At 72.4% G+C, this 19,728-nt stretch carries 21 protein-coding genes; 14 read left to right on the plus strand and 7 right to left on the minus strand.

Going from position 1 to position 19,728, the window contains the following annotated elements:
* Window positions 1-41 precede the first annotated feature (41 nt).
* Window positions 42-641: a short chain dehydrogenase gene (locus J1792_RS16420; RefSeq protein ID WP_086573010.1), complete on the minus strand. Its 600-nt coding sequence runs from the start codon at window positions 639-641 to the stop codon at window positions 42-44.
* 117 nt (window positions 642-758) lie between these two features.
* Between J1792_RS16420 and J1792_RS16425 the strand changes: the two genes are divergently transcribed.
* The gene (locus J1792_RS16425) at window positions 759-1,622 is read left to right on the plus strand and encodes a LysR family transcriptional regulator (protein WP_207247573.1); all 864 of its coding nucleotides are present in this window, start codon (window positions 759-761) and stop codon (window positions 1,620-1,622) included.
* Window positions 1,623-1,653: 31 nt separating this feature from the next.
* On the opposite strand, the gene J1792_RS16430 is transcribed toward J1792_RS16425, so the two are convergent.
* Window positions 1,654-2,361, minus strand: coding sequence for a hypothetical protein (locus J1792_RS16430; protein ID WP_207247574.1), 708 nt, complete (start codon window positions 2,359-2,361; stop codon window positions 1,654-1,656).
* A gap of 156 nt (window positions 2,362-2,517) precedes the next feature.
* Between J1792_RS16430 and J1792_RS16435 the strand changes: the two genes are divergently transcribed.
* A complete protein-coding gene (locus J1792_RS16435; RefSeq protein ID WP_086566248.1) occupies window positions 2,518-4,116 on the plus strand; it encodes an amidase in 1,599 nt (532 codons plus the stop codon).
* Between the two features lie 79 nt (window positions 4,117-4,195).
* Here the strand turns inward: J1792_RS16435 and J1792_RS16440 are convergent, their stop codons facing one another.
* A complete protein-coding gene (locus J1792_RS16440) occupies window positions 4,196-5,449 on the minus strand; it encodes a DUF1266 domain-containing protein (RefSeq protein WP_086566249.1) in 1,254 nt (417 codons plus the stop codon).
* 274 nt (window positions 5,450-5,723) lie between these two features.
* Here J1792_RS16440 and J1792_RS16445 point away from each other — a divergent pair, with 274 nt between their 5' ends.
* The 7 genes from J1792_RS16445 to J1792_RS16475 all read left to right on the plus strand — a co-directional run bounded on the left by J1792_RS16445 (window position 5,724) and on the right by J1792_RS16475 (window position 12,529).
* The gene (locus J1792_RS16445) at window positions 5,724-6,839 is read left to right on the plus strand and encodes an alpha/beta hydrolase (protein ID WP_207247575.1); all 1,116 of its coding nucleotides are present in this window, start codon (window positions 5,724-5,726) and stop codon (window positions 6,837-6,839) included.
* Window positions 6,840-6,941: 102 nt separating this feature from the next.
* The gene (locus J1792_RS16450; RefSeq protein ID WP_207247576.1) at window positions 6,942-8,156 is read left to right on the plus strand and encodes an erythromycin esterase family protein; all 1,215 of its coding nucleotides are present in this window, start codon (window positions 6,942-6,944) and stop codon (window positions 8,154-8,156) included.
* A 129-nt stretch (window positions 8,157-8,285) separates the two neighbouring features.
* Window positions 8,286-9,440 carry an AAA family ATPase gene (locus tag J1792_RS16455; protein WP_086566252.1) on the plus strand — a complete coding sequence of 385 codons (1,155 nt, stop codon included), beginning with the start codon at window positions 8,286-8,288 and terminating at the stop codon, window positions 9,438-9,440.
* Between the two features lie 125 nt (window positions 9,441-9,565).
* Window positions 9,566-10,069 (plus strand): carboxymuconolactone decarboxylase family protein, encoded by a 504-nt coding sequence (locus J1792_RS16460; RefSeq protein WP_107430964.1) that lies wholly within the window; start codon window positions 9,566-9,568, stop codon window positions 10,067-10,069.
* Between the two features lie 297 nt (window positions 10,070-10,366).
* Window positions 10,367-10,525 (plus strand): hypothetical protein, encoded by a 159-nt coding sequence (locus tag J1792_RS16465; protein WP_179198729.1) that lies wholly within the window; start codon window positions 10,367-10,369, stop codon window positions 10,523-10,525.
* Window positions 10,522-11,892: an amidase gene (locus tag J1792_RS16470; RefSeq protein WP_086566253.1), complete on the plus strand. Its 1,371-nt coding sequence runs from the start codon at window positions 10,522-10,524 to the stop codon at window positions 11,890-11,892. Before J1792_RS16465 ends, J1792_RS16470 begins: the two co-directional genes overlap by 4 nt.
* A 64-nt stretch (window positions 11,893-11,956) precedes the next feature.
* A complete protein-coding gene (locus J1792_RS16475; RefSeq protein ID WP_086566254.1) occupies window positions 11,957-12,529 on the plus strand; it encodes a TetR/AcrR family transcriptional regulator in 573 nt (190 codons plus the stop codon).
* An 85-nt stretch (window positions 12,530-12,614) separates the two neighbouring features.
* Here J1792_RS16475 and J1792_RS16480 read toward each other — a convergent pair whose 3' ends face one another.
* A complete protein-coding gene (locus J1792_RS16480) occupies window positions 12,615-13,580 on the minus strand; it encodes a GlxA family transcriptional regulator (protein ID WP_425444487.1) in 966 nt (321 codons plus the stop codon).
* 145 nt (window positions 13,581-13,725) lie between these two features.
* Here J1792_RS16480 and J1792_RS16485 point away from each other — a divergent pair, with 145 nt between their 5' ends.
* The gene (locus J1792_RS16485) at window positions 13,726-14,592 is read left to right on the plus strand and encodes an NAD(P)-dependent oxidoreductase (protein WP_086566256.1); all 867 of its coding nucleotides are present in this window, start codon (window positions 13,726-13,728) and stop codon (window positions 14,590-14,592) included.
* Window positions 14,593-14,731: 139 nt separating this feature from the next.
* On the opposite strand, the gene rox is transcribed toward J1792_RS16485, so the two are convergent.
* A complete protein-coding gene (gene rox / locus J1792_RS16490; RefSeq protein ID WP_207247577.1) occupies window positions 14,732-16,159 on the minus strand; it encodes a rifampin monooxygenase in 1,428 nt (475 codons plus the stop codon).
* 544 nt (window positions 16,160-16,703) lie between these two features.
* Between rox and J1792_RS16495 the strand changes: the two genes are divergently transcribed.
* Window positions 16,704-17,078 (plus strand): RDD family protein, encoded by a 375-nt coding sequence (locus tag J1792_RS16495; protein WP_179198730.1) that lies wholly within the window; start codon window positions 16,704-16,706, stop codon window positions 17,076-17,078.
* A gap of 17 nt (window positions 17,079-17,095) precedes the next feature.
* Here the strand turns inward: J1792_RS16495 and J1792_RS16500 are convergent, their stop codons facing one another.
* Window positions 17,096-17,365, minus strand: coding sequence for a hypothetical protein (locus tag J1792_RS16500; protein WP_207247578.1), 270 nt, complete (start codon window positions 17,363-17,365; stop codon window positions 17,096-17,098).
* A gap of 259 nt (window positions 17,366-17,624) precedes the next feature.
* Here J1792_RS16500 and J1792_RS16505 point away from each other — a divergent pair, with 259 nt between their 5' ends.
* On the plus strand, window positions 17,625-17,933 hold the full coding sequence (locus J1792_RS16505) for a hypothetical protein (RefSeq protein ID WP_207247579.1): 309 nt from the start codon (window positions 17,625-17,627) through the stop codon (window positions 17,931-17,933).
* A gap of 54 nt (window positions 17,934-17,987) precedes the next feature.
* The gene (locus J1792_RS16510; RefSeq protein WP_179198731.1) at window positions 17,988-18,134 is read left to right on the plus strand and encodes a hypothetical protein; all 147 of its coding nucleotides are present in this window, start codon (window positions 17,988-17,990) and stop codon (window positions 18,132-18,134) included.
* A gap of 10 nt (window positions 18,135-18,144) precedes the next feature.
* On the opposite strand, the gene J1792_RS16515 is transcribed toward J1792_RS16510, so the two are convergent.
* Window positions 18,145-18,564: a cupin domain-containing protein gene (locus tag J1792_RS16515; protein ID WP_242645936.1), complete on the minus strand. Its 420-nt coding sequence runs from the start codon at window positions 18,562-18,564 to the stop codon at window positions 18,145-18,147.
* A gap of 53 nt (window positions 18,565-18,617) precedes the next feature.
* Between J1792_RS16515 and J1792_RS16520 the strand changes: the two genes are divergently transcribed.
* Complete coding sequence (locus J1792_RS16520) at window positions 18,618-19,601, plus strand: helix-turn-helix domain-containing protein (protein ID WP_086566261.1); 984 nt, start codon at window positions 18,618-18,620, stop codon at window positions 19,599-19,601.
* Window positions 19,602-19,728 lie beyond the last annotated feature (127 nt).

Below are 19,728 nucleotides of genomic sequence, written 5' to 3' on the forward strand. Positions count from 1 at the left end.
CGGCGTGGTGGTCCCGACTCCGGGGCGGGCGGTGGCTCGCCCTACCGCACCCGGTACACCTGCCCCGTCTGCGCGCCCTCGATCGAGCGGACGTACGCCGTGGCCACGCGGGACGCCGGAACCGGCTCCATGCCGGCGAAGAACGGCCCGTAGGCGGGCAGGGACTCCTCGGCCACCGTCGGGCTCACCGCGTTGATCCGCCGCGGCGGGAGCTCGATCGCGGCGGCCCGTACGAACGCCTCGACCGCGCCGTTCGCCGCCGACGCGGCCGAGCCGGCGACGATCGGCTCCTCCGTCAGGATGCCGCTGACCAGGGTGAACGAGCCGGTCTCGGCCACGTGACGGGCGCCCTGGCGGACGAGCTCCAGCTGGCTCAGGGCCTTGCCGCGGAACGTCGCCGCGAAGTCGTCCGCTGACAGTTCCGCCAGCGGCCTGAACACGGCGTCGCCCGCGGCGACCGCCACCGCGTCCAGCGGGCCGGCCTGCCCGTACATCCGCGCGACCGCCTCCGGGTCGGTGACGTCGCAGACCAGATCGCCGCCCGAGCGGCCCACCCCGATCACCTCGTGACCCCGCTCCACGAGCGCCCTGTTCACCGCGCCGCCCAGCGTGCCGCCCGCGCCGACCAGAAGAATCCTCACAACACACGTCCAATACCTGGGAAGGAAACCCGGGGGAACCGCCCGGGCAGAACAGACGCTACGGATCGCGCTCCGTCCCCGGAAATGCCGTCCGGGCAGTGACTATGCTTGGCGCGCATGGATGTGGAACTGCGTCACCTCAAGGCCCTGGCCGCGATAGCCGAGGCGGGCACCGTCACCGCCGCGGCGGCCCGGCTGCACATGACGCAACCCGCCCTCTCCCGCACGCTTGCCCAGCTCGAGACGCGCGTCGGGGTACGGCTGGTCGACCGGTCCTCCCGGCATCTCGCCCTCACGCCGGCCGGGACGACCCTCCTCGGGCACGGGCAGGCCATCCTCGCCCACCTCGACGCGGCGCTCGCCGACACCCGGGCCGTCTCCCGCCCCCTCCGCCTCGGTTACACCTGCGCGGTCCTCGGGCAGCAGACCGTGCCGCTGCTGCGCTCCTGGCGCCGCGCGCACCCGCACGCGCCGCTCGAGGTGGTCCGCCAGGACAACCGCACCGCGGGCCTCGCCACCGGCGACACCGATGTGGCGGTGCTCCGTACCGTGCCCGACGACCCACGCATCCGTACCGAGGCCCTCTACACAGAGGACCGCGTCGCCGCCCTGCCCGACGACCACCCGCTCGCGGACCGCGACCGCGTGCGCCTCGCCGACCTCACCGCCGGCCCGGACCTGCCGCTCGCCCTGTGGCCGGACACGGGCACCGCCTCGGTGGACCTGTGGCCCCCGGCTCGGCGCCCCGCCCGGACGGTCGACGTGCGCAACGTGGACGAGTGGCTGAATCTCATCGCCACGGGCGGCGCCTTCGGCGTCGGCGCGGCGGGTACGGCGGAGAGCCACGGCCACCCCGGCGTCCGCTTCGTCCCGGTCGCCGACGCCCCCGCCGCCACGGTCTACCTCGCCCGCCCCGCCCATCCCACGCACCCGCACACGGACGCGTTCCTCGCGGCGGTACGGGACGTGGTCAGCGGCTGACGAAAACCGCCGGCGCCGCCGCGCCCCCGGCTCACGACTGGAAGATCCCGGTGAGGTGGGTGACGACTCCGGTCTTCTCGTCCAGCGTGGCGTAGAAGAGGTTGCCGCCGCACGTGTACGGCTTGGCGGGGGTCGCTCCCGCCGCGCAGGACTTGACGACGTCCGCGAGCGTGGTGATGCCGGCCGACCGCAGTTCCATGCGCTGTGTCGCGCCGTCGTACGTCAGCAGACGCACCGTGACGTTGTCGGCGACGTAGTAGGGGCCGAGCGGCACATCCGTGTCGAAGTAGCCGTCGTTGTCGACCCCGGGGCCACAGTTGAGCTTCGGTTCGGCGGCACCCATCGTGCGCATCGTGCCGTTCTTCTCGCCCGCGTTGGCGATGCTGAGGACGATCCGCTTCGCCGGTTCGAGCAGCTTGTCCTTGTTCTTGCAGAAGTCCGCCGGGGTGTAGACCTTCGCTTCCTTCTCGGGGGTCAGGTCGGGGGTCGGCTCGTGGGCCTCGGGGGTCCGTGGGGCGGCCGGTGCGGCAGGCGTGGCGGGCGTGACGCGCGTGGCGGTCGCCGACGGTGCCGGGGACTTCGAGCGGGGTGCGGAGTCCGAGGAGGAGCATGCCGTCGCCGGCAGGGTGACCAGCGCGAGGAGCGCGCCGAGCGCGGCGGCCCGCCGCCGTGGTCCGATCGACGCCGTTCGTATCGCGTGCCGGAGTTTACGACCGTGCCGGTGCCGGTGCCCGTACATGATGTGCCGCCCCCACTGTGTGATCTTGTCGGGGTGACGCTAGCAAACGGGCCTTCGCGGGCGGGGACTTGACGGGTCGGGGCCCCATGGCCCGGGGCACGAGTGGCCGTTGCGGCACCCTTGCGCCCGAGGCGCGCATGTAGTGCGCTGCTCCCCATGGGGAAGAGGAGTACTGCCGCAATGACCGTCGCCCTCGTGGCGGCGTCCCTGGCGACCGGCGCGCCGGGCCCGAGCGCGCAAGCCGACGTGCCCGGCACCGGCGGTCCGCCGCCGGCCGGATCGCTGCGGACGCTGGGAGTCGATCTCGACAGGGTGACGATCCCGGAGCTGCAGCGTCGCATGGCGGACGGTTCGTTGACCTCGTCGGCGCTGACCACCGCCTACCTGCAGCGCATCGAGGCCGTCAACCCCAGGATCCACGCGGTCCTGCGCACGGACCCGACCGCCCTGCGCCAGGCGGCCGCCAGCGATGCCCGGCATCGGCGCGGCGAGACCCGTGGCCCGCTCGACGGCATCCCCGTACTGCTGAAGGACAACGTCAACACTCGCGACATGCCGACCACCGCCGGGTCGCTGGCGCTGGCCGGACGCCCGCCGGGCGCCGACGCCGCCCTGGTGACCCGGCTGCGGGACGCGGGAGCGGTGATCCTGGGCAAGACCAACCTGTCCGAGTGGGCGAACTTCCGCGCGGCCAAGCCGACATCGGGCTGGTCGGCGGTGGGCGGGCAGACCAACAACCCGTACGTACTGGACCGCAATCCGTGCGGCTCCTCCTCCGGCTCGGCCGCCGCGCTCGCCGCGTCGCTGTCGCAGGTGGCGATCGGCACCGAGACGGACGGCTCGATCGTGTGCCCGGCCGGTATGAACGGAGTGGTCGGGCACAAGCCGAGTCTCGGACTCGTCAGCCAGGCCGGCGTGGTGCCGATCTCCGCCGAGCAGGACACCGCGGGGCCCATGGCGCGCAACGTGACCGACGCCGCGCTCACCCTCGCGGTCCTCAGTGGCGGCCGGGCAACGGGCCCCGGCGGCTCCGTCGGCCCCACGGACCGGCCGGCGAACGCCGACGGCCTGCGCGGCCGGCGGATCGGCCTGTGGCGCCTGCCCTCGCTCGGGCCGCGGGTGGACGCCGTGATGACCCGTACGGCGGAGAAGCTGCGCGCCGCCGGAGCCGAGGTCGTCGAGGTGACGCCACCGCACCAGGAACGACTCGCCGCACTCGAGTTCCCGGCGCTGCTGAGCGAGTTCCACCGGGAGATCGACGCCTATCTCGCCACCCGCGAGGGGCCCCGTGACCTCGCCGCACTCATCGAGTTCAACCGCGCCCACCCGGCGGAGCGGACCTGCTTCGCCGGCCAGGAGCTCTTCGAGCAGGCCCTGGCCGCGCCGCCCACCACGAGCCCGGAGTACCGCGCGATGCGTGCCGAGCTGAAGGACCTGTCCCGGCGTTCCATCGACGAGACCATGGCCGCCCACCACCTGGACGCCATCGCCTCGCCGGCCAACCCGCCCGCCTGGACGACCGACTGCGCGCGGGGCGACAACGACGTGATCCCCTCGTCCACCCCCGCGGCCGTGGCCGGCTACCCGTCGCTGTCCGTCCCCGCCGGATTCGTCGGCGAGCTTCCCGTGGGTCTGCTCCTCATCGGCGGTGACCACCAGGACGCCCGGCTGCTGACGCTGGGGGCCGCCGTGGAGCACCGGCTGGACGCCTGGCGGGCGCCGCGCTACCTGCCGTCGGTGGGGCCGGACATGTGACGGCCCCGGCCACGGTCCGACGCCTCGGTCGTCACGCCACTACGGGCGTGACGACCGGCACGGCGCCGGGAAAGCCGCTTCACGCGGCGGCGAACGGCACCGTGCGCCACGGGCTCTCGGGGTCGACGGCCAGGGCGTGGTGGGCGTCGAGGACGTCGGTGTACCAGGTGCCGAAATGCTCCTCGTCGAAGTGCAGGCACCGTCCGAGCACATAGCCCGCGGAGAACTCCTCCCACGAGCCGTACGCCTCCCGCGCGGCCCCGGACGCGCGCTCGAGGGCGGCGAGCATCTCGGCCTCCGTGGCGTACCGGGCGCCCCGGCCCCAGCGGGCCATCTTGGAGCCACGGCCGATGTCCCAGGCGGCGACCGTACGGACGAAGCCGTCCGGCGGCAGGAGCCCGTCGGCGCGGAACCGCGCCTCGTACCGCAGGACTTCGCCCACCAGCGCGCACAGGTGCTCCACGAACCCGGTGAACTCCGGGTCGTCGACGGCGTCGCCGCTCTCCCGGGCCCGCTCCCGCAGCTCCGACCGGACGAGGTCGCGCCACTCCCGCGGATCCACGCGGCCGCCGCGGACACCGGCGAGCGCGGCACGGGCTCCGAGGACGAAGTCCCAGTACCAGGGGCTCACGTCGCGGGTGAGCAGCCGCTCCTGCATCGTGAGCCAGTCGTCGCGCCCGTGGACGCCCCAGGCGTCGGCGATCCGCTCGACCTCGCCGCGGTAGCCCATGCCGTGCCAGTGCGGGGTGTTCCAGGCGTCGCCGTTCTGGAAGCACAGGTGGGCGCCGCAGGCCAGGCCGTGCAGCAGCGGGCCCGCCGGCGGGGCGCCCGTCCGGCGGGTGACCACGCGGTCACCCAGCCCGTCCGGCTCGAACAGCTCGTGGTGCAGGTCGAGCCAGGTCTCGCGTTCGTCGTCGGTGGTGGAGAAGTACTCCTCGCAGGGCGTGGCGGCGTTGACCGCGAGGATGTCCACGCCGTCGGGCAGGATCCCCGCGAGGGCGCCGAGGGACGCGTACTCGTAGACCAGGTGCGGATGCGGCCGCGGCAGCAGACCCGAGGTGTACACCTGCGCCGCGGTGCGCCCGTCGGGCAGCGGGACGGTGAGCATGGGGTGCTCGTCCTCGCCCGCCTCCTGGGCCTCGTCGAGCCGCACGGGGTAGTACACGCCCTCGACGGCGAGGGTGCGCAGGTAGCCGTACGCGTTGTCGGTGCGGCTCATCCGGTACAGGTACTGCTCCAGGTCGGTGGGCGCCAGCCAGCGGCTGCCGTCCTCCGGCGCCGGGACGACGGGAAAGAACTCGTCGTGGGCCTCGTCGGCGGACGCCGTCTGCATGGGGTTCCTTCCGTGCCACCGCCGTTGTCGTCCCCATGACGACAACAAGATCGTCCAGGTACGGTACCGGGGGTCTTCCGCCACGTCGTCGGGCCCCTCTCCGTCCGGCCCGGACCGGACGGAGAGGGGCCGCTTCCGTCTCCCGGCAGCCCCTGCCCGGGCCCGCGGAGGCAGGGCGCACAATAAGTGATCACGGCGCGCCGATTCCGGCGCGCTCCCCACCCCGCCGCTACGTCCTCGTCGGCATGCCTGATTCAGCTGTTGGAGCTCACCGATGCCCTCGTCCTCGTACCCCGCCCGGTCGCCACGCCGGGGATTCCGGTTCCGCCGCGCCAGACGCTGGTGGATAACGGCGGCCGTCCTCCTCGTCCTGGGCCTCATATCCTGGGCGGTCCTGCAGTACACCGGCGTGCTCTCCGGCAAGGGCGATCCGGTCACCTTCGGTGACGACGCGGCCGGCTCCACCCGTCAGGCCGGTGCCGCGCCGCATCGCAGCGATCCGGTCGACGAGGCGCCGGAGACCCGGATGCCGACGGGGCCGGCCGCCGACCTGAGGGAGGAGAGCAGGCTGGCGGACGGCACGGTCATCGCGAAGACCACGCTGCAGGGCGCGAAGTCGGGTTTCACCGGCAAGGTGTGGGTGTGGGCCCCCAAGCAGTACAAGGAGCCGCAGTACCGCAAGAGCGGGTTCCCGGTGCTGGTCGCGCTGCCGGGCGGCCCGGGGGCCAGCGGGAACTACTGGATCGGGACCAACCTCAAGCTGCAGTCGTCCATCGCGAAGTGGTCCCAGGAGGGCAAGGCCCAGCCGTTCATCGTGGTGATGCCGGTGCTCAACCCGGGCACCGACAAGAAGGAGGACTACCACGACGGCAGTGACATCCCCGGCCGCCCGAAGATGGGCACCTGGCTGGCCGAGGACGTCCCCGACTTCGTGCGCGCCAACTTCCGCACCCTGAAGTCGCGTGACGGGTGGGCGTTCATGGGCTCCTCCAGCGGCGGCTTCGCGGGGCTGAAGACCGTCCTGCAGTACCCGGACAGGTTCAAGGCCGTGATCGCCTCCGGCCCCGACATCGTCCCCGACTCGCCCCACTGGAAGGGCCACGAGGCCGAGCGGCAGGCCAACAACCCGCAGAAGCTCGCCCAGCAGCTCATCGACACCAAGGGCCCCGACGTCTACCTCGCCTTCCAGTACGGCACCGCCGAGCACCCGATTACCATCAACGGCGTCAACGGGTTCATCAAGACGTACGGCGACAAGGGCCCCGTCCACACCCATCTGACCCAGATACCCGGCGGCCTCCACAACGCCGAGACATACGTCCGCGGCATGGGCATGGGCCCCATGGAGTGGATCAGCCAGCACCTGCAGGGCCCCACGCCCCGGCCCTGACCCCCGGAAACCCGCCTGAGGCGGGGGAGACGCCACCCCCGCCCGGCGCGGCCGGCTCAACCGTCTTGACCTCAACCAAACTTCAGGTGTGAGGCTTGGCGCATGGAAAACACCTCCACCGCTGTTCAGGCCCCCTTCCGCTCGCCCGTGGCTCCGTCCGGCCCGCGGCACGCCGACGCCCGACCCCTGTCCGACGCCGCGCTCGACACGATCGCCCAGAAGATCTCCGAGGCGGCGCTGGTCGTCGGCATCGGGGAGTCCACGCGCTTCTCCCGGGAGACCTTCGGCGTGCAGGACCGGCTCCTGCACCGGCTGGTGCACCACCACGGATTCCGGGCGCTGGCCATCCAGGACACCGTCGCCGTCGGCGACGCCCTCGACCGGTACGTGCGCTCCGGCGGCGGTTCGGCCGCGTCCGCCCTCGACGGCGCCTGGCGTCCCTGGCGCACCGTCGAGATGGCCACGACGCTGGAGTGGATCCGGGAGTTCAACCGGGACCACCCGAACGACCCCGTCCGGATCCTCGGAGTGAAGCCCGTGCAGACACGCCTCGAGGACTACGACGCCGTCCTCGACCACGTCCGCCGGTCGGCCCCGGAACTGACGGAGGAGCTGGCCTCCCACCTGGACCCGATCCGGACCGCCCACCACACCGACGAACACGTGCAGCGCCACCAGGGAACCCACCCGGGGCGCCCCTTCGCCGAGCACGCCCGCGACGCGCTCGCGCTGGTCCGGTCACTGCCCGGCCTCGGCCACGACGACGACGTCCTGGCCCGGATGCGGGGGATCGTCGACTACCACGAACGCAGCGTGGCCGGGCGAAACGACTACGCCGGCGACGCCGCGGCATGGGCCGGGGCCATCGGCGACCACCAGCGACGGACCGGCACGCGCGTCGTCTACTGGGACGGCATCGCTCACACCTCCGCGACCGCGACGACCCTGGGCATGGCTGCCGAGAACGGTCCGCGGCCCAGCGTCGGCGGCATGCTGCGCGAGGCCTACGGCGACGCGTACGTCTCCGTGGCCATCGGCTTCCACCACGGCGACCTCGGCGTCACCGTCGTCCCGGAGCCGGGCGCGGACCTGATCGACGCGACGCTCGGACAGGTGGACCTGCCCGCCCACTGGCTGGACCTGCGCCAGGACGACGTCCGCCGCCGCTGGGACGGACCGGCGAAGCTCCGCGTCATCGGCGGTGTCTACGACCCTTCCCGCGACGCCACCGCGCACACGACCGTCGCCTCCCTCGCCGACGCGTTCGACATGCTCATCCACTTCCGCGAGGCGTCCGCGGTGCGATGGCTGCCGTGAGCGGCGGCCCGGCCGTGCGGCCGAACACGACGGGGCGACCGGCCGCCGCCCCCGCGTTGTCAGACCCGCCGTTGTCAGACCCACCCAGCACACTGGCGGGGACAGGACCCCCGAGCATCAGTGAGACCTATGATCACCACCCTCGCCATCGAGAACTACCGCTCCCTCCGCCGCCTGGTCGTGCCGCTGGACAGACTCAACGTGGTCACGGGCGCGAACGGCACCGGCAAGTCCAGCCTCTACCGCGCGCTGCGACTGCTCGCCGAGGCGGCCCGGGGCGGCGCCGTCGCCGCGCTGGCCCGTGAAGGCGGGCTGCCCTCCACCCTGTGGGCGGGACACGAGAAACCGGTCCACGGCACGGGCGGCGGCGAGCCCGCCGGCCTGCGGCTGGGCTTCGCCGGCACCGACTTCGGCTACGCCGTCGACTTCGGGCACCCCATCCCCGACCGCTCGCTCTTCGACCTGGACCCGGAGGTCAAGCGCGAGTGCACATGGACCGGCCCCGTGCTGCGGCCGGCCACGCTGCTCTGCGACCGGTCGGGACCGGCCGTACGCACCCGCACCGCGGACGGCGGCTGGCACCGCACCGTCAACGCCCTCCGCCCCTACGACAGCATGCTCAGCGAACTCGCCGACCCCCAGCTCGCCCCCGACCTGCTGCGGCTGCGCGAACTCATCAGGTCCTGGCGGTTCTACGACCACGTGCGCACCGACGCGCACGCACCCGCCCGCAGCGCACAGGTCGGCACCCGCACTCCCGTGCTCAGCCACGACGGCTCCGACCTGGCGGCCGCTCTGGAGACCATCCGGGAGATCGGCGACGGCCAGGCGCTGGACGACGCCGTGGACGCGGCGTTCCCCGGCAGCCGCGTGGAGACCGACAGCCACGGCGGCCGGTTCGAGCTGAGGCTGCGCCAGCGGGGCCTGCTGCGCCCGCTGGGTGCCGGTGAGCTCTCCGACGGCACCCTGCGCTATCTGCTGTGGGCGGCGGCACTGCTGACCCCCCGCCCGCCCGCGCTCCTGGTCCTCAACGAGCCGGAGGCCAGCCTCCATCCGGACCTGCTGCCCCCGCTCGCCGATCTGATCCTCACCGCGGCCGGGCACACCCAGATCGTGGTGGTCACCCACGCCCCGGAGCTGGCCGCGGAACTCGCCCGGAACTCGGCACGCCACCGGCTCGACCTCAACTCCATCACCCTCGTCAAGGACGCGAGCGCCCAGACGGTGGTGGCGGGCCGCGAAGGACTGCTGGACGAGCCGTTGTGGTACTGGCCCAAGCGGTGAGCCGGGGCGCCGGTTCCTCGCGCCGGCACCACCGCGTCGTTTTTCCGGCGGTCGCCTGTCACATTCGTGCGCCGTGATCCGTCAGGGCAGTGAAAGCGATGTGAAAGCGCGAAAGGAAGACGGCGATGGAAGCACGTTCGATCACTGCTGAGGTACCCATGGCTTCGCGGATGTCCGACCCTCAGGAGGCCGTTCCCGAGCTGGCGGAGGTGTCCGCGGCGCTGTTCAAGGCCACGGGCAACCGCTCGGTGCCGCGGAGCACGATCGGTCTGATCCAGCTGCGCGCCGGCCAGATCGTCGGCAACACCTACCTGACCGTCCTGCACACGGGCTTCCTGCGCAAGGCGGGGGAGTCGGAGGAGCGGATCACCGCGGTGGCGTCCTGGCAGGACGCCCCGTATTTCACCGCCGCCGAGCGTGCCGCGCTGGCTCTGGTGGAGGCCGTCCTCCAGCCGTCCGCGCACGGCGAGCGGGTCTCGGACGAGCTGTACGCCCAGGTGTCCGAGCACTACGACACCAAGGCGCTGGTCACTCTGACCATCGCGATCGGGCAGGTCAACTTCTTCGTCCCCATCGCCCTCATCGTCAAGCCGGTGCCCGGCCGGACGTTCGCCGACCAGTGGGCGTGAGGCCGGCCGGTGAGGACGGCCGGGTGAGGACGGCAGGCTGACGACGGCCCGTCCTGGTCCCCTGCGGAACCAGGACGGGTTCGCCCACGGTCCATACGGGCGCGGGCTCCGGTGAAGGGCCCGAGAGTGCGGGCTGGTTCATGCGCAGACCTCCGTTAACGCAGTTTCATTGCTTTAGCGGACGGTAGGCCGTTAGAGTCCACTAACGCAAACTCTTCGCTTTTGCGTGGCCGGAGAGCGTGCTGCCACGCACGCACACTGAAGGCCCGTACGCCCCCACGCCCGAAAGGACGTCCCGTGGACGCATCCCCGCCCGCACCCGCCGGCCCGCCCGTTCCCGACGAGGTCGCCGCCACGGCCCGCCATATCCGCGCGGTCATCAGCGCCTTGCACGCACTCGACCTGGGGGACACCCCTCCGGCCCCGACCTACGACGCGGCAGGAGGCGACCGATGAAGCCCTGCGAACTGACCCTCGCCGACGCCTCCGAGGCGATCGCCGCCGGCGAACTGTCACCCCTGGAACTGACCGCCTCCGTCCTCGAACGCGCCGACGCGGTCGACGGACACCTCAACGCCTACGCCACGCTCGCCGCGGACGCCGCACTCCACGCCGCCGCGCGGGCGCAGGAGGACATCGCGGCAGGCAGGTACCGCGGGCCGCTGCACGGCATCCCGGTGGCGCTCAAGGACCTCGTCGACGCCGCCGGCCTGCCGACCACGGCCAGTTCCCGCGTCCGCGCGCACCACATGGCCGCCACCGACGCGACGGTCACCGCACGGCTCCGCGAGGCCGGCGCCATCGTGCTGGGCAAGACCCACACGCACGAGTTCGCCTACGGGCTGATCACCCCTCAGACCCGCAACGCCTGGGCCCCGGACCGGGTGGCCGGCGGCTCCAGCGGGGGCTCGGCGGTGGCGGTCGCCTCCGGCGGCGCGACCTTCGCCCTGGGCACCGACACCGGCGGGTCGATCCGCGTCCCGGCGGCGCTCAACGGCGTCGTGGGCCTCAAACCCACCTACGACCTCGTGCCCCGGCACGGCGTCGTCCCGCTGTCGTGGTCCCTGGACCACGTCGGACCGATCACCCGCACCGTCCGCGACGCCCAGCCCGTACTCGCGGCCCTCACCGACTGTCAACAGGGCCCCGGCGCACTGCAGACGACGACGGCGGGCCTGACCGGCATACGCGTCGGCGTCCCCCGCACCTACTACTTCGACCACGTCACGCCCGAGGTGGAGGCGGCGGTACGAACAGCCCTCACCCACCTGCGCGAACTCGGCGCCGACCTCGTCGACGTCGACATCCCGATGACCGAGTACATCCATGCCGTCCACTGGGGACTGATGGTCCCCGAAGCCACCGCGTACCACGAGCCGACGCTGCGCTCGTCCTCCCACCTCTACGGTCCGGACGTGCGCGTCCTGCTGGAAGCCGGGAGGGAGGTGCCGGCCGGCGACTACCTGCGCGCCCAGCGCGCCCGTACGCTCATGCGGGCCTCGTGGGGACGGCTCTTCGACGAGGTCGACGCCATCGCGGCCCCGACCGTGCCCACCACCGCCACCCGCGCCGGGCAGGACAGGATCGAATGGCCCGACGGCACCACGGAAACGGTCTCCGACGCCTACGTCAGGCTCTCCGTACCGGCGAACATCACCGGGATGCCGTCGCTGTCCTTCCCCGTCGGCCTCGACACGGCGGGGCTGCCCATCGGCATGCAGCTCATCGGCCCACCGTCGGCCGAGGCGACACTGCTGCGCATGGGCCGCGCCTACGAGGACGCCCGGGGCGTCCTCCCGCTCCCCGCGGTGCACGCGTCATGATCGCGCTCAACCGCTTTCGGTGGTCGTTCCACGACACGCAATTCCTTTGCGTTAAGGTGGCGGCATGAGCCCCAGACCAGCGGTCCGCCCCGGAGGACGAAGCGCCCGCGTGCAGCGATCGGTGCACGCGGCCGTCCAGGAGCTCCAGGCCGAGCACGGCCGGACCGGCCTCACCGTCCCCCTCATCGCCGCCCGGGCCGGCGTGACCCCCTCCACCGTCTACCGCCGCTGGGGAGACCTCCAGGAACTCCTCGCCGACGTCGCGGTGGAACACCTGCGCCCCGACGAACCACCCGCCGACCTCGGCAGCCTGCGCGAGGACCTGGAGCACTGGGCGGCGGCCTTCCTCGAGGAGATGTCCTCCCCGGCCGGCCGTGCCTACATCCGGGACGCCCTCGCCGGCGACCCCGACGGAAGCAACGCCGGGCAGTGCTCCGCCTACGCCGTCGAACAGGTCGAGACCATCCTCGCGCGCGCCGCACAGCGCGGCGAGCACGTGCCCGGCACCGACGTCGTCATGGACCACGTCGTCGCCCCCATGATGTACCGCGTCCTCTTCCGTCCCGGACTCCTGGACGCCCAGTACGCACGCGACCTCGTCGCCACGGTCTTCTACCGCCTGATGCCCCTGCCGTGACCGGCCTTCGGCACCGGGTCAGAGGTGGACGCTCGGACCGGTGATGGCGGTGGTGCCCCCGCAGGAGTGGAGACCTGAGGGTGCGTCAGGCGGGCGGGAACGAGCGGCGGTAGGCGGTGGGCGTCACTCCGAAGTGCTGGGTGAAGTGGCGGCGCAGATTGGTGCCGGTGCCGAGGCCGCTGAGGTGGCTGATGCGTTCGACGGGCAGGGTGGTGGTTTCCAGCAGGGCCTGGGCGCGGGCGAGGCGCTGGGTCAGGAGCCACTGGAGGGGCGTGGAGCCGGTGACGGCGTTCAGGCGGCGGAAGAACGTGCGTGGGCTCATGTCGGCGCGGGCGGCGAGTTCGTCGACGGTGAGCGGGGTGTCGAGGTGTTCGCGGGCCCACTGCAGGACGGGGGCGAGGCCGTCGTCGTCGGTTTCGGGCACGGACACCTCGACGTACTGGGTCTGGCCGCCGGGGCGGTGGGCGGGGACGACGAGGCGGCGGGCGAGCTGGTTGGCGACGTGCGCGCCGAGGTCCCGGCGGACGATGTGCAGGCACAGGTCGAGGCCGGCGGTGACGCCCGCGCTGGTGAGCACGTCGCCGTCGTCCACGTAGAGGACGGAGTCGTCGACCTGGACGCGCGGGTGACGGCGGGCGAGGTCCCGGGTGTGCATCCAGTGGGCGGTGGCGCGGCGGCCGTCGAGGATCCCGGCGGCGGCGAGCGCGAAGGCGCCGGCGCACAGGGAGACCATGCGGGCGCCGGAGTCGGCGGCTCGGCGCAGGGCCGTGAGGAGTTCCGCGGGCAGTTCCCGTTCGCCGGTGACGCAGGCCTCGGGCACGGAGGGGACGATCACGGTGTCCGCGCCGCGCAGGGCGTCGAGGCCGTGGGCGGTGTGCAGGGTGAGGCCGAAGGGGCCGGGCTGCTTCTCGCCGCCGCCGGCGGAGCACAGGCGCAGGTCGTACCAGGGGTCGGCGAGGTCGCGGTGGGGGATGCCGAAGACGGTGCAGACGACCCCCAGTTCGTACAGGTCCCACATGGGGACGTCGTCGTCGATGACCACCACTGCCACGCTTCCGGCCTTCATGATCGTCAGCGTAGGCGAGGGGTGGCAGGAATTTTTCGTCAGGTGTCACTTCGGCCACTGTCCGGGCGCCCGCCCCGGTGCGAGGGTGGTCGTACGTGATCATCATTCATGACGAAACGGGGAAAAACCCATGAACGTAACCGTTCTCGGCCTGGGCTCGATGGGGACGGCTCTGGCCGGCGCGTTCCTGGACGCGGGCCACACGGCCACCGTCTGGAACCGCTCGGCGGGCAAGGACGAGGCCCTCGTCGCCCGGGGTGCCGAGCGGGCGGCGACCGCCGCCGACGCCGTCGGGGCGAGCCCGCTCGTGGTCGTCTGCCTCTCCGATGACGACGCCGTGCACCACCTCCTCGGCCCGCTCACGGACGAACTGCGCGGGCGCACCCTGGTGAACCTGACCTCCGGCACGCCCGAGCAGGCCCGCGAGAGCGCGGCCTGGGCGGCCTCCCACGGCATCGGCTACCTCGACGGCGCGATCATGTCGACCCCGCCCGGCATCGGAAGCTCCGCGATCATGCTGCTCTACAGCGGCTCGTCGGAGGCCTTCGCCGAGCACCGCGAGGTCCTGGCGTGCCTGGGCGACCCGGTCGACCTCGGCGACGACGCGGGCGTGGCCTCCCTCTACGACACCGCGCTCCTGGGCATGATGTGGGCCACCCTCGCCGGCTGGCTGCAGGGCGTGGCCCTCACCGGCGCCGACGGCGTCGACGCGAGGACCTTCACCCCCGTCGCCCTCCGCTGGACGGCCGCCGTCAACACCTTCATGTCCACCTACGCCCCGCAGATCGACGCCGGCGTCTACCCCGGCGACGACGCGACCCTCGCCGTCCACCTCGGCGCCCTCGAGCACCTCCTCCACGCCAGTGCCGCACGCGGCCTGGACGCCCGGCTGCCCCAGCTGCTCAAGGCCCCCTTCGAAGCGGCGGTCGCGGCCGGGCACGGCGCCGACAGCTACGCCCGCCTGATCGAGGGGGTCCGCGCACCGCACCCCGCGTGATCATCCTCGCGCGGGGTGCGGCCGCCAGGGCGTACGGCCGGGGGAGGCCCGCCTACGCCGCGGGGGCGCGGAGCCGGCGGGGTACGACACCGGACCGGCGTTCCGGTTTCCGGGCGCCGGCCGGCAGCCGGTCGCGCGCTCAGGCGGTGGCGGCGCCGAACCACTTGGGCAGCCGCTCGAGCAGATCCTGCTGGTCGTCACCGACCCACACGATGTGGCCGTCCGGCCGCATCAGCATCGCGGGCACGTCCAGTTCCTCGCTGACGTCGACGACGTGGTCGACCCGGTCCGCCCAGCCCTCCACCGACAGCCGGCCGGTCTGGTCGAGCAGCAGTCCGCGGCCGCCGTGCATCAGCCCGTAGAGGCGACCCTTCTTCAGCTGTATGTCCCGCATCCGCCGGCCGAGCAGTTCGTGGCCCCCGCCGAAGTCGTAGCGGATCCCGGTCGCGGCGATCTTCTCGATCAGGTACCGGTTCACCTCCTCGAAGTCCATCAGCTCCGCCACCAGCCGGCGCACTGCCTGCGGGCCCGGCTCGGTGGACATCAGCTGCATCTGCGCGCGGGTGTTGTGCAGGACGTCGGCGGCCACCGGGTGCCGTTCGGCGTGGTAGCTGTCCAGCAGTCCCTCCGGGGCCCAGCCGGCGACCTCGGCGGCCAGCTTCCAGCCGAGGTTGAACGCGTCCTGGATGCCGAGGTTGAGTCCCTGCCCGCCGGTCGGCGGGTGGATGTGCGCCGCGTCGCCGGCCAGCAGCACCCGGCCGGTCCGGTAGCGCTCGGCCTGCCGGGTGGCGTCGCCGAAGCGGGAGAGCCGGCGCGGCGAGTGCGCGCCGAAGTCGGTGCCGCCGACCGCCTGCAGCTGCTTCTTGAACTCCTCGAGGGTCGGCGGGACCGAGCGGTCCTCGGCCACCCCCTCGGCCGGCACGACGACGCGGTACATCCCGTCCCCGAGGGGCATGGCGCCGAACCGCATCTGGGTCTTGCGGACCTCGGTCATCACGGCGGTCAGCGTCTCCGGGGACGCGGTGAGCGCCATCTCGCCCAGCAGCGTCTCGACCCTGGTGGGCTCACCGGGGAAGCCGACGCCGAGCAGCTTGCGCACCGTGCTGCGGCCGCCGTCGCAGCCCACGAGGTAGCGCGAGCGCAACTGCGTGCCGTCGGCCAGCTCGACGGTCACCCCGTCCTCGTCCTGACTCAGCCCGACCAGTTCGCAGCCGCGCCGGATCTCGGTACCGAGTTCGAGGGCACGCTCGTGGAGCAGGCGGTCGGTGACCGGCTGCGGGATGCCGAGGACGTACGAATGAGCGGTGTCCAGCCGGGCGGGCCACGGCTTGTCGATGCCGGCGAAGAATCCGCCGACCGCGTACTGCTTGCCGTGCGCGAGGAACCGCTCCAGCAGACCGCGCTGGTCCAGCACCTCGACACTGCGCGCGTGCAGGCCGAGCGCGCGGACGAACCCGGCCGGCTCCGCCTCCTTCTCCACCACGAGCACGTGGACACCGTGCAGCCGCAACTCGGCGGCCAGCATCAAGCCGGTCGGTCCACAGCCGGCAACGATCACGTCAATCATGAAAACCACATTTCCGCAGGTCTGGCTTAGGCCGATGATTCTGCGGGACGACCGGGGCCTTGCCGCAAGCCCCCCAGTGCGCTATATCTTGATAGTGGCAAGGAGTGGGTGAACCTCCTTGCCATTGTCGTTTCTCTGCCTTTAGTCGTCCTTTAGTTGTCCTTTAGCCGTCTCTTTGTCGTCCGCTGTGGACGTGGCCGGCCGCTCGGCGGCCTGCGGCCGAAGGCGAGCAGGGGGAGGCGCGAGTTACGGCTCGTAGATCATTCTGTGCATCAATTGTCATCTGAGTGCAGCAAGATGACACCCTGTGATCGATCCTCAGCAGTACCAGGCTCAACAACAGCCATATCCTCCACAGCAGCCGTACGCGCCACAGCAGCCGTACGCTCAGCAACCCCCGTACGCGCAGGCAGCACATCCGTACGCGCAGGCCCAGCCGCATGCGCAGGCACATCCCTACGCCCAGCCGCATCCGTATCCTCAGCAGCACCCCCACGCGCCGCAGCCCCCCGCCGTCCCTCAAGAGGTCGGGGACGAGCGCCGCATGCTCGCCGCCGGGATCGACGCCGCGATCACGGTCTTCGGTGGTTTCGGCCTCGCCATGCGGCTCGCGGACGACAAGACCTCGGGCACCTACTGGACCTACGTCGCCATCTGCTTCTTCGGCGTGTCCTTCGTCCACCACGTGCTGGGAGCCGTGCTGTTCCGGGCCACCGTGGGCAAGTTCCTGCTCTTCACACGCGTGGTGCGCGAGGCCGACGCGGGGCGGCCGCGCTTCTGGCGAGCGGTGCAGCGCTGGCTTCTCGGCCTGACCTGGCTCCCGTTGCAGCCGATCTGGAGCTGGCTCGGCAACGACGGCGAACCCTACGAGGACGGCTGCGGGCTGCGGTACGTACGCAGCAAGGACCTGCGCCGCTAGGGCGTTTCCGGGCAGCGTCAGCCCGCCGCTTCGTCCACCGCCTTGCGCAGGAGCTCCGTGACGGCCGCCGCCGACTCCCGGCCCCGTTCGTCCAGCGGGCCGGCGACCGCCGCGTCGAGGGCCGCCGCGGCGGCCTCGAGCAGCCCGGCGGGGACTTCGACGGTACGCAGCAGTGCCACCAGGGCGGTGGCGACGTTCGCGGGGGAGACGCCGGCGCTCGGGATGAGGGCCTCGAGGCCCCGGCCGAGAGCGCGGTCGCGGGGCGGCTGGGCGGGTGCTGTGGTCACGCGGGCAGTCTGCCGCATCGGTGGGCGAACCCGTTACCGGCGGCCGGCGCCCGCCCGGCCGTAGCTCCCGGTGGCAGCCCCTCCGGCGCACTCCGGGTTGCGGCCTCCGCCCCCGTCTCCTCACGCCGCGTGAGGTTCGAACCCGCCCGCGCGGGATGTACCGGGAACCCCACTCCCACGCGCCCGGGGCATCGGCTTCCGAGGGGTCCGTTCCGAGCCCACTATCAGGGCAAACGCTCGAACGAGAGAGGGAACCCCCGTGAAATCGAGGAACTTCCGCCTTGCCCCGGCGGTGGTGGCGGCCACCGTCGGGATGCTGTTCGCCGGCACGGCGGGGACGGCCGTCGCGGCTCCGTCGGAGGAGACTCCGAACGCGACGAGCAGCCCCGTGGGCGATGAGGCGAAGGCGGACTGGAAGCCGGGCGCCTGGTACGACGACGAGAAGTCCTGCAAGGAGGCCGGAGAGAAGGGCAAGCACGACAACAAGTGGAGTGAGTACCGCTGCAAGCATGAGGAACGGCACCCCGGCCAGTACGACTACCAGTGGCACCTGTACTACCACCGTTGAAGAACGGCTTGTTCCACACCGTGCCCTCCGGGTGATCCCGGAGGGCACGGGCATGTGCGGCGCCCAGGGCATCCCGCCGCACCCGCCGCGTACCGCGCACTGCTCGCCGACTACCTGCGGCTGCTGGGGCCCGACCACATCGAGACCCTGGGCGTCCGCACCGACCTGCGGCGGTGGCGGGGCGAGGGGACGTCGTCGTGAGGTGAGGCCGTCACCGCAGGGCGTGGCCGGTCGTCACGTCCACGTGATCCGGGATCTCTTCGTGGCGGTCGCCGACGGTCGGCGTTCCGGCCGGCTCGAAGAGCAGGATCGCGGCGCCGGACGGCGCGGACGGCTTGTGCTCGATGCCCCGGGGGACGGTGAAGGCGCTGCCTTGGGGGAGCACGACCGTACGCTCCCCGCCCTCTTCGCGCAGGGAGATACGGAGCTCACCGTCGAGCACCAGGAAGAACTCGTCGGTGTCGTCGTGGACGTGCCAGAGGTGTTCGCCCCGGACCTTGGTGACGCGGACGTCGTAGTCGTTCACCCGTGCGAGGATGCGCGGGCTCCACAGGGCGTCGAAGGAGGCCAGGGCCTCGGTCAGGGCTATGGGTTCGTTGCTCGTGCTGTTCATGCCGTTCGTGCTGTTCATGCAGCTCATCGTCGTGCGTTCCGTACGCCGTGCGTGAGTGCTAGGAATCGCACATGACGCAAAGATCCTCGCACGTGGAGCGTGCCGTCGGCCCGCATCGAGTCGTCGTGATCGTCGACGAGAACTCGAACCCCTTCGAGCTCGGCTGCGCGACCGAGATATTCGGTCTGCGCAGGCCCGAGATCGGGCGCGACCTCTACGACTTCCGGCTCTGTTCGCCGGACCCGAGCACCCTGATGCGGGACGGGTTCTTCACCCTCACCGGAATCGCCGGTCTGGAGGCCGCCGACGCGGCGGACACGCTGATCGTCCCTAACCGGCCCGACGTCGAGGTCCCCCGCCGGGCCGCGGTGCTCGAGGCCGTGCGACGGGCGCACGCGCGCGGCGCGCGCCTGGTCGGCTTCTGCAGTGGCGCCTTCACCCTGGCCGAAGCAGGGGTGCTCGACGGGCGTCGGGCCACGGCGCACTGGCAGTGGGCGGACGCGTTCCGGGCCCGCTTCCCCTCGGTCCGGCTCGAACCCGACGTGCTGTTCGTCGACGACGGCGACATCCTCACCGCCGCCGGCAGCGCGGCCGCGCTCGACCTGGGCCTGCATGTCGTCCGCCGCGACCACGGGGCCGAGGTCGCCAACTCGGTGAGCCGGCGGCTGGTCTTCGCGGCGCACCGGGACGGCGGACAGCGGCAGTTCGTCGAACGGCCCGTGCCCGACCTGCCGGACGAGTCCCTGGCCCCCGTCCTGGCCTGGGCCCAGGAACGACTGGACGCCCCGCTGACGGTGTCCGACCTCGCGGCCCGCGCGGCGGTCAGTTCCGCGACCCTGCACCGCCGGTTCCGGGCGCAGCTGGGTACGACGCCCTGGGCCTGGCTCACAGGCGAACGGCTCACACTCGCCCGCCGGTTGATCGAGCGGGGCGAGTCCCGTCTCGAGGTGGTCGCGCGACACAGCGGCCTGGGCACGGCCGCCACCCTGCGCGCGCTGATGCGGCGCGAGACGGGCCTCACCCCGTCGGCGTACCGGCGCCGGTTCGGGACGTAGCGCACGGAGGGTGCCCCGACGTGACGGCGAGGTCCTGCTGCCTCCGGGTGTCCGCCATCCGGAGCAGGCGGGGGCCGCGGACCGTCCCGTTGGGGCGACCCGGGATGCGGGCCTTGCCGATCGACGT

Origin of the sequence: Streptomyces triculaminicus (assembly GCF_017349075.1) — a bacterium.
Lineage (GTDB): Bacteria > Actinomycetota > Actinomycetes > Streptomycetales > Streptomycetaceae > Streptomyces > Streptomyces triculaminicus.